The sequence below is a fragment of the Clostridium sp. genome, from assembly GCF_016650095.1.
In the GTDB taxonomy this organism is placed as follows: domain Bacteria; phylum Bacillota; class Clostridia; order Clostridiales; family Clostridiaceae; genus Clostridium_AD.
Map to the genome: position 1 here is coordinate 1 of NZ_JAENWL010000131.1, position 8,720 is coordinate 8,720.

General features: G+C 32.0%; 11 protein-coding genes and 2 pseudogenes. 5 read left to right on the plus strand and 8 right to left on the minus strand.

Annotated features, from left to right (window positions below; translation table 11 throughout):
• The 5 genes and pseudogenes from JJE11_RS09405 to JJE11_RS17750 all read left to right on the plus strand — a co-directional run.
• Positions 1 to 290: pseudogene (locus JJE11_RS09405) on the plus strand (ABC transporter permease); the annotation flags it as partial.
• On the plus strand, positions 277 to 429 hold the full coding sequence (locus JJE11_RS09410) for a hypothetical protein (RefSeq protein ID WP_291634892.1): 153 nt from the start codon (positions 277 to 279) through the stop codon (positions 427 to 429). The pseudogene JJE11_RS09405 and the gene JJE11_RS09410, both read left to right, overlap by 14 nt.
• 69 nt (positions 430 to 498) lie before the next feature.
• Positions 499 to 705 (plus strand): hypothetical protein, encoded by a 207-nt coding sequence (locus JJE11_RS09415; protein WP_291634893.1) that lies wholly within the window; start codon positions 499 to 501, stop codon positions 703 to 705.
• Positions 706 to 818: 113 nt separating this feature from the next.
• Entirely contained in the window at positions 819 to 1,319 is a 501-nt protein-coding gene (locus JJE11_RS09420; protein ID WP_291634894.1) for an RNA polymerase sigma factor, read from the plus strand.
• 706 nt (positions 1,320 to 2,025) lie between these two features.
• Positions 2,026 to 2,483 (plus strand): annotated as a pseudogene (locus JJE11_RS17750) (anti sigma factor C-terminal domain-containing protein).
• Between the two features lie 94 nt (positions 2,484 to 2,577).
• Here JJE11_RS17750 and JJE11_RS09430 read toward each other — a convergent pair.
• The 8 genes from JJE11_RS09430 to JJE11_RS09465 form a co-directional block, all read right to left on the minus strand.
• Entirely contained in the window at positions 2,578 to 3,417 is an 840-nt protein-coding gene (locus JJE11_RS09430) for a pirin family protein (RefSeq protein WP_291634898.1), read from the minus strand.
• Positions 3,418 to 3,435: 18 nt separating this feature from the next.
• Positions 3,436 to 3,915, minus strand: a complete 480-nt coding sequence (locus tag JJE11_RS09435) for a glutathione peroxidase (protein ID WP_291634901.1) — start codon at positions 3,913 to 3,915, stop codon at positions 3,436 to 3,438.
• 54 nt (positions 3,916 to 3,969) lie between these two features.
• A complete protein-coding gene (locus tag JJE11_RS09440) occupies positions 3,970 to 5,004 on the minus strand; it encodes a DUF362 domain-containing protein (RefSeq protein ID WP_291634904.1) in 1,035 nt (344 codons plus the stop codon).
• Positions 5,005 to 5,035: 31 nt separating this feature from the next.
• Positions 5,036 to 5,464: a MarR family transcriptional regulator gene (locus tag JJE11_RS09445; protein ID WP_291634906.1), complete on the minus strand. Its 429-nt coding sequence runs from the start codon at positions 5,462 to 5,464 to the stop codon at positions 5,036 to 5,038.
• A 14-nt stretch (positions 5,465 to 5,478) separates the two neighbouring features.
• On the minus strand, positions 5,479 to 6,255 hold the full coding sequence (locus JJE11_RS09450; RefSeq protein ID WP_291634908.1) for an EFR1 family ferrodoxin: 777 nt from the start codon (positions 6,253 to 6,255) through the stop codon (positions 5,479 to 5,481).
• Positions 6,256 to 6,361: 106 nt separating this feature from the next.
• Positions 6,362 to 7,222: a hypothetical protein gene (locus JJE11_RS09455; protein ID WP_291634910.1), complete on the minus strand. Its 861-nt coding sequence runs from the start codon at positions 7,220 to 7,222 to the stop codon at positions 6,362 to 6,364.
• A gap of 26 nt (positions 7,223 to 7,248) precedes the next feature.
• A complete protein-coding gene (locus JJE11_RS09460) occupies positions 7,249 to 8,064 on the minus strand; it encodes an anti-sigma factor (RefSeq protein ID WP_291634912.1) in 816 nt (271 codons plus the stop codon).
• On the minus strand, positions 8,054 to 8,720 hold a 667-nt coding region (locus JJE11_RS09465; RefSeq protein WP_291634914.1), incomplete at its 5' end, for an RNA polymerase sigma factor. The genes JJE11_RS09460 and JJE11_RS09465, both read right to left, overlap by 11 nt.

Below are 8,720 nucleotides of genomic sequence, written 5' to 3' on the forward strand. Positions count from 1 at the left end.
TAAAAAAAGGTGAAGGTTTAAAAACTGCAATATTAATAGGTATTTCTATGACAGGATCTTTCTTAGCAGGTATGATGTATGTAAATATGAAGTATATTGTAGAAAAAAGCATGCCAATATTGTCATACATTAATCCAGCAGCGCTTATTACCGATGGATTTTACACCTTATATTATTATAATACCCACCAAAGATTTTTTATAAATATTTCTCTCCTAACTGTTTTATCCATAGTGTTTTGTACAATAACCTATTTCGTTATAAGGAGGCAAAGGTATGCCAGTCTTTAAAGTTTATTTTAAAATAATTAGAGCAAATATGGGACAAATGAATGGCTTATTGTTTTGTATTAATGCCCTTGTGTTTACTGTAGCAGCATTAAGTATAAGTTACCTTGTAGGCCTTTTAATAAAAAATAGAAACGCTTAATCCTCCATTGCCAATATCTTATCACTAGGATTTTCCTTCATAAGTGGAGTATTTGTACCGCAATTTCTATTGAGTGATAAAGCTTTAGCAATAGCTAGCTTTACTCCTACCTATTGGTATGTAAAAGCCAACAATGTGATAGGTTCACTTTCAAGTTTCAGTTTTGATAATCTTTCGGAAGTATTTACTTATATGCTCATCGAACTTGGTTTTGCCATAGATATTTTTTCAGTAGCCTTAGTTGTAAGCAAACAAAAAAGAATAACTAACAGTTAATTTGTATGAAATTGTACCACTACTCTCTCAAATTTCAAAAATAAGTGAAATATGGTATTTTAACTGTGACATTTCTAGAGTTTTAACGTTTATTTAATGAAGGGGGGCGCTGCATGAATTCTGATGGAATTAAAATGCTTTATAATTTATATTCGCGGCAGGTTTATATTTACGCTTTTTCCCTTTGTAAAAACAGACATCTTGCAGAAGATCTTATGCAAGACGCCTTTGTAAAAGCGATGCTTTCACTGGAGTGCTCTCACGGTAATGTTAAGGCTTGGTTATTTAGAGTCTGCAGAAATTTGTGGATTGACCATGTGAGAAAGAGTAAGCACCTTTCTGATATAGCGATTGAGAATATTCATATTGAAGATACTTCTTCAGGTTTTTTGGATGATATTATCCAAGCAGAAAAAGCACTCAAGATGTATAAAACTATATTATCTATGTCATCCCTCTTAAGGGAAGTTCTCATCCTTTATTATTATCTGGAATTACCACAGAATAAAATTTCAGAAATAATGAATATATCTAATGGAGCAGTTCGTACTTTGCTTTACAGAGCAAGAAATAAACTTAAAACTATGGTGGAGGAGAATATTTATGAAATTTAGAGAGTTGTTTGAAAGGTATATAAATAAGAAGGCAAGTCCACAAGAGGTAGAAATAGTTGAAAATGAAATAGAAAAAAATGAGATTATAAATGATTATCTGGCAGACAGTATTGATAAAAGTTTCTTAAAAGACAATGGTTCATGCGATGAAGATAGTTATTCTGAATCTTATAATTTTACTGATAATAGCAATACGGAAATCTTGGAATCAATTCAAAGGGCTATTAATAAAAAATTTCGAAGGGTAGCGTTATATTCAGTTATAGCTGTTTTTTCATTTTTTCTAGTATTAAGGTTTGCTGTGTCACCATTAGTTAATAAGGTATATTACAATCCGAGTCAAATTCTAGGACAATTCAGTAACAAGTTTTTTGTAGATATAGCTGTTTTCACTGAGCTTCATTTCCCAGGAATTCTTACAATTAGTAATACCTCCGAGCCACTGGGATTCGGAAGTTATAACTTTAGAATAAGTCAGTCAAATACCTTTAGAAATTACAATCAAATATATGAAGGAAAATTAGAAAGAGGAAAAATGAAATATATGCAGCCCGATTTTTATCAGTATGCGATTTTAAATGTCTTTCGCTACGGAGTATATCCCTTCCAGGATGCTACACCGAATGGTGATAGTATTGATGTCAAGGAACTTGGGGCCATGCCAGATTCTGCAAACGCAAAGGTATATGTCTCATTTAAAGAGGACATGACGATGGCAGATCTTTCTTCCCTTATAAAGGAGTATAATGGTCTATATTTTTCATGGGTAGGAGTAAGAAACTCACCAAAGGATATTCAGAGGCTTCCACAGTTTGGCTTTGAGCCAACTGGGCAAGGAATATTTATGCTCAAAGGAACTGTTGATGATGAGAAATATCCTTATTTTGAAATTGGATATGGAAGTAGTCCATTTGCAGAAGATGTTATGGAAACTCATTTTAAGAGTCTTGTAAAGTTATTAGAGATAGTAAAGACTTTTTAAAGCTTTTAAACACAGATTCAGAGACTTATAAAGATGTTCTAGAATATGTTGAAAAAAATGGCGTTAAATCCTACGGAGTTCTAGTTCAAGGAAGAACTAATGAAATCCTTAAGCTCAGAAAGCACCCTGCTGTGGATAGTATAAGCGTAGAAGATATAAAGCTTTCATCTTACTCAAGGTAGTTGTCTAGTAGTTTATGCCGCTTATGTTCTATATAATAAACAAAAGACGCTGTCTCATCTAAAAATTAATTTCTAGATGAGACAGCATCTTTATTTACTTAACAAATGTTCCATCATCAATCTCTCTAAATGCTTGCTTAAGTTCTTCCTGGGTATTCATTACAATAGGTCCACCCCAGGCAATTGGTTCATTTAATTTTCCTCCTGAAAATAGAAGGAAACGAAGCCCTTTTTCTGATGCTCTAGCTACCAGTTCCTCACCATTATTAAAAAGCACTGCCCTTCTACTAGAAATCAAATTCTCGCAAGAATTTTCAAACCAGCCTTCACCCTCAACGATATAAATAAACAAATTTGCGTCACTCGTTGTCTCTAATTGCCATTGTGCACCAGCTTTCATATTCACGTCGAGGAACAGCATTTTCACATAGTCACCCTGCACAGCTCCTACATTATCTTTATAATATCCAGAAACAACCCCAATATTGCAGCCATCTTCCTCAATTTTGGGCACCATGTCTGCTCTGATATCTCGGTACTTTGGCGTTGTCATTTTATCTTTTCGTGGTAAATTAAGCCAAAGCTGAACACCTAGCATTCTATCACATGGTTGTGGCATTTCTTGATGTAGAATACCACCACCCGCCGTCATCCATTGGCAACAACCATCTAATATGTTTCCTTTGTTTCCTAAACTGTCTATGTGCTCTATGTCTCCGTTTATAAGGTATGTAACTGTTTCGATTCCTCTATGAGGATGCCACGGAAACCCTTTGCTGTAATCAGCTGGGTCTGAGGAGTCAAAAGCATCTAACATTAAAAACGGATCAAATTCCACAGTATCTGGTAAACTAATCACCCTAACAAGTTTGACTCCAGCTCCGTCATATTGAGTGGTTCCGGTTACTACTTTACGTATTGTCCTAGTTTGCATAATATCCTTCCTCCCTATTTATTTTTTTAGTAAATTCCTAATATCAGCTTTTATCTTTGCTGGAACTACCGTTGATGCATATCTCTTAATTACATTTCCATCTGTATCTAATAAAAACTTAGTAAAATTCCATTTTATCTCCTTACTTAGAAAACCCTTTGCTTCATTCTTTAAATATTTATATAGCGGATGTGCATTTTCTCCATTAACATCTATTTTTTCAAACATAGTAAAACTAACTCCATAGTTTAGAAGGCAAAAATTTTGTATTTCTTCATTAGTCCCAGAATCTTGATTTGCAAATTGATTACAAGGAAACCCTAAGATTTCGAAACCTTGTTCTTTATATTCCACATATAGTTCTTCAAGTCCTTTAAACTGAGGTGTTAACCCACACTTACTTGCTGTGTTTACGATTAAAACTACTTTACCTTTGTACTGTTCCATCAATACATCCTTACCATCCATTTCTTTTGCTGAAAAATCATAAAAGCTCATATACTACACTTCCTTTCTGTTATATCTAAAGAACTACGTATTTTTAACTTAATATTATTTTACATCAACAAGTTCATATTCATTACTACCTAAGCCTATTTTTTCTGCATAATCAAGAGTAGATCTTCCTCTTCTAAATACAGTTTTCCCATTATTTTTATCTATGACATCAAGGCAGGCCCTATCAATGGCTACCGGATCAGTGGACGCAAAAACTCCAACGTCCGCTACAATTGGTTTCATGTTATGCCCGTCACAATCGCAGTTTCTAGTTATATTAAAAGCAAAAGTTATATAAATATTATTTTTATTAAGTGACGCTGCATAAGCATATTCTGCAAGCCTTTCATTAAAAGACTTTGTAATGGATGCAAACCAACTATTAGAGATAGCACCATATGGACATATTGCCATACATGAAGCACAACCAACACATTTATCTTTATCAATTTTCGCTTTTTTATCCACAATTATTGCATTCTCAGGGCATATTTTTGCACAGGCATTGCATGCTTTACATTTTAAAAAACTTATCTTAGGTATTGAGTTTGCATGTTGTGCAAGTTTTCCACCTCTTGATGCACAACCCATTCCAAGTTGCTTTATAGCCCCACCAAATCCAGCAAGTACATGTCCTTTAAAATGACTTATAACAATTATCTGTCTTTTGTTAGCAATTTGTTTTCCTATTTTACACTTATTAAAATTCTTTTTATTTATCTCAACCTCTTCAAAATCTTCACCATGTTCTCCATCGGCTATTATTATAGGGAGCTGCGTAAAACCATGTTCCTGCGCAAGTTTTAAATGCTTTTCTTTTGTAGTTCTTTCTCCTCTGTAGAGAACATTAGTCTCAATATACGCACTCTCTATGTCTTTTCCCTTTAAATAATTTATTATTCCAGAAAAATTTTCTGATCCAATAAAAGTTTTATTTCCCTTTTCACCAAAATGAACTTTAATGGGTATGAATTTTTCAAGACTTATCTTTTCTTGTTTCACTATCTCCTCTAAAAGTTCACTAGCAGCATTACTTATCTCTTCTGTTTTTGAAATCGAATCAATAGCTTTAAAATACACCTTATTCACAGCATAACCCTCCAGAATAAAAATTATTTTTTCATTTCTTAACTTCCTTTAAAATTGAACTTAGCTCATCCAAAGCTGAAATCATTTTATCCGCCTTTTCTGGCTCGAGTCCTCCCACAACTACATCGTTGAATCTATCATTAATGCACGCTACATCAATACACTCTAAGCACTTAGTAGATATAGATAATTCAACCATTCTCCTGTTTTCCTTTGGTATTTCCCGAGTCACATATTCTCTATTAACAAGTTGATCTACTATCCTTGAAACTGAACTTTTAGGAAACTCTATCTTTTCACTAAGTTCATTAAGTGACAACGTTTTATTTTCATATAACTCAAACATTATCATCATTTCAGGTATAGTAAGTTCAAATTCCTCCGCAATGGACTTTAAACACCCTTGAATAGATTTAAATAAAGAAATCAATTTTTCCGCACAACTTCCGGAATAACACATAATAACACTTCCTTTTACTTATGAAATAATTCCTTAACCACTACATCTGGATGATGATAACGGCCTCTATTTACAGTTACTTTTTTATATTGAATCGATTTTTGTGGACACCACTGCATACACGCAACGCATTGCTCACATTTATGTTGCCATACTGGTTTATCCTCATTCATTTTTATATTATTAGCTGGACACACTTTTAAACAGATACCACAGCCATTACATTTTTCGTCCGTCCAGAAATTTTTATCTTTTCCATAAGGCTTAAAGCTACTGTACATCATCCCACCAACAGTCTCCATTATGGTCTCGCCTACCCCACTAACTTTAACTATTTCATTTTCATTTATACTTTTAACAATTCCAGTGATTTTTTCTTCTTCATTTTTAAAATTTTCTTTTTGTTTTGTCTCTGAAAAAGGTGGATACAATACTTGATAATTTCCTGGCATCTTCATTTTAAAAGCTGCTGAAAGTTTAAGACCTTTATTAGTTAAAATCTTTTCCAATTGAGCAATAGCGGCACCCGCTGCTGCGCCAAAGGTCACAACAGTATAAACATATGCCTCCTTAGGTATATTAACTTTTTCGATAAATTCTTTTACTAAAAGAGGCATACCAGAAACGTATACCGGAAAAATAATCCCAATTTTAGTTGAAATTGTATTATTAATTTTCATATTATCTTTGCAAATTTGTATAATTTCAGTATCTTTTAATCCAGCTGCAATATCCTTTGCTACCTTTAAAGAATTACCTGTACCACTAAAACAGTAAATTGTTGTTTTCATATAAAAACGCTCCTATACTCAATATTATTTTGCTTAAAACAGTTCCATTTGGAACTATTCCATAATATATAATAATATTATATAAGATTGTTACTGTCAAGTATTCTTACTGAATATATACTTTATACTCTTTCCCACTACTCTTAACCACTATCTTCACATAGGCCTTACTCTCTCCAATTGGAGGTGTGTTATAGTCTTGTAATCCTCCTGCAGATGAACCTGGAAGGTCTTTATATTCCTTCCCATCAATAAATATGGAAACCTCCGTGGCAAAGAAATTTAAATCTGAAACAATGCTTAAGTCTCCATAAGTGGCCCCTTTTGTAAAGGTTCTAAATCTAATTTTTTCTCCTTCTTCTTGAAAATCTTTATCTATATGAATTACTTCACTAAGAGATTTAATATTTTTACTATCATTAACTTTAAAGCTAACCTCTTCCCCATTTGAAAGATAGCAAACAATATACATTGAATCTACAAAGCTTTCACTTTTATAAGAGTAAGAATAAGCATTATATGAATACATAAATCTATTACCAAGCCATAATCCTGGTATTTCTATAAACGATTTTTCATCCCTTAAATTTTTCTTAACCTCAACAGCAACTAGCTTATCTTTTCCTTTTACACCAACATTAAAATCCAATTTATTTAGATCTATTAATACATCATTTACCCTTATTTGGGTATCACCAGAAGACTTTTCTTCATTTAAATTTATAACATATTTCTTATTCTGCTTCTCTACAAATGAAATATTCCATCCATTTCTAGTATTTATCATATAATTGAAGCTAAATATAACAATAACTACAGCTACTATTTTTATTAATATTACTTTAATTTTATTTTCCCTAATGTCTACTACTAAAGCTTTGATGAATTTATATATTGAAATAATAATTAATGCTAAGACTATTAATAAAACAGTAAATTTTAATACTACTGAAAATACTAAAGACATAATTTACACTCCCCTACAATGATAATTTACTTATGAACCCTAAACTTAACCTGCCAATTTCCATAAATATTTCTTTTCTTTTTAACATCGTACTGTAATTCACTATCTTTTGTTGTTACTGTCATATTCCCTACTTCCATAGCAGTTATTCTAACTGTTAGGCCCGTTACATAAAACTTTAAGGGTTCTATCTCCATTATTGCTTTAATTTCACCATCATCATTTACACTTCGTAATGTAATTCCTGAACCAATATGTCGATATTTTATTCCTAGTTGGTCTTGAAATGTTATTGTATTCCTATCTAAAACAGGCATAGCATAATTCGTTCCCTTCTTTTTATCTGCTTTAACTGTGAATAATATTGTTGTGCTATCTAGTTTATTTATAATTGCATCTACAGTAAATGTAGTATCCTTCATAGTACTACTTTTTTCTATCATCTCACCTTTGTAATTGCTATATTTTGTAGCAATATCTGGGTCCAATTGCTTATACTTATCAAGAAAAGAGTTTCCCACTATATACTGAGCCGCTACTGGTATTCCCCATACAAGTACAAATATCATACAGACAGCCGTTGCATATCTTGAAAACTTTTTTATTCCTCTGCTTTTTATCGTGTTCACTACCTTCAGTGATAGTTCCTGTGGCATTTGAATTTCCTCAGCTAAATTCGCAAACTCCTTCATATCATCTATGAGTAGTAGCTTTAACTTATCATATTCCTTCCTGCAATTAGAGCAGTTATTAATATGCTCTCTTAATTCACTAGTCTTTTCATTATCTAATTCATCATAAATAAATTCATAAAGTCTATCCTTTACTTCATCACAGAGCATTATTATTCACCTCACTCAATTCCTTTAGCTTTTTAATTGCAAAGTTTAATCTTGATTTTACCGTTCCAAGTGGAATGTCTAAGATAGTTGATATTTCTACTAATTTGTAATCTCCAAAATACTTGAGTCTTATTACATCCTTATATTTTTCATCTATTTTGTTTAATAAATTAATTAAATAGATTTTATTTTCAACTTTTTCATAATCAGTTGTATATTTACCTTCATTAAGTAATCTTATATCTATGACCTTAGCATCATAGGGTTGAAAATTTATTATTTTGTTTCTTCGTAAAATCTCTCTGCACCTATTCACTAATATAGTAGTAATCCACGAGTTAAATTTTTCTTTATCTTTTAGCTTATATATGTTTTTATAAGCTGTAACTACAGCATCCTGCACTGCATCTGTTGCATAGTTTTCGTCCTTAAAATAACTATAAGCTATTTTGTATAACATTTTTAACCGTCCATCTAAAAGTTGTAGGAACTCCGCTTCTTCCATCTTGCCTAAATTAAAAATTCTTTCAAACATACCGACCCTCTCTTTCAACTGCAGTGATACTATAATATCTAATTTAAATGTTATAGTAGTTAGATGTTTAGAACAAGTAAAAAGTTCGATTGTTTTAATATTATTTTCAATGCTAATAATA

Coding starts and splice junctions, on each gene's coding strand:
- JJE11_RS09410 (WP_291634892.1), top strand. CDS start 277: ATGCCAGTCTTTAAAGTTTATTTTAAAATAATTAGAGCAAATATGGGA.
- JJE11_RS09420 (WP_291634894.1), top strand. CDS start 819: ATGAATTCTGATGGAATTAAAATGCTTTATAATTTATATTCGCGGCAG.
- JJE11_RS09430 (WP_291634898.1), bottom strand. CDS start 3,417: ATGCAAACTAGGACAATACGTAAAGTAGTAACCGGAACCACTCAATAT.
- JJE11_RS09435 (WP_291634901.1), bottom strand. CDS start 3,915: ATGAGCTTTTATGATTTTTCAGCAAAAGAAATGGATGGTAAGGATGTA.
- JJE11_RS09445 (WP_291634906.1), bottom strand. CDS start 5,464: ATGTGTTATTCCGGAAGTTGTGCGGAAAAATTGATTTCTTTATTTAAA.
- JJE11_RS09450 (WP_291634908.1), bottom strand. CDS start 6,255: ATGAAAACAACAATTTACTGTTTTAGTGGTACAGGTAATTCTTTAAAG.
- JJE11_RS09455 (WP_291634910.1), bottom strand. CDS start 7,222: ATGTCTTTAGTATTTTCAGTAGTATTAAAATTTACTGTTTTATTAATA.
- JJE11_RS09460 (WP_291634912.1), bottom strand. CDS start 8,064: ATGCTCTGTGATGAAGTAAAGGATAGACTTTATGAATTTATTTATGAT.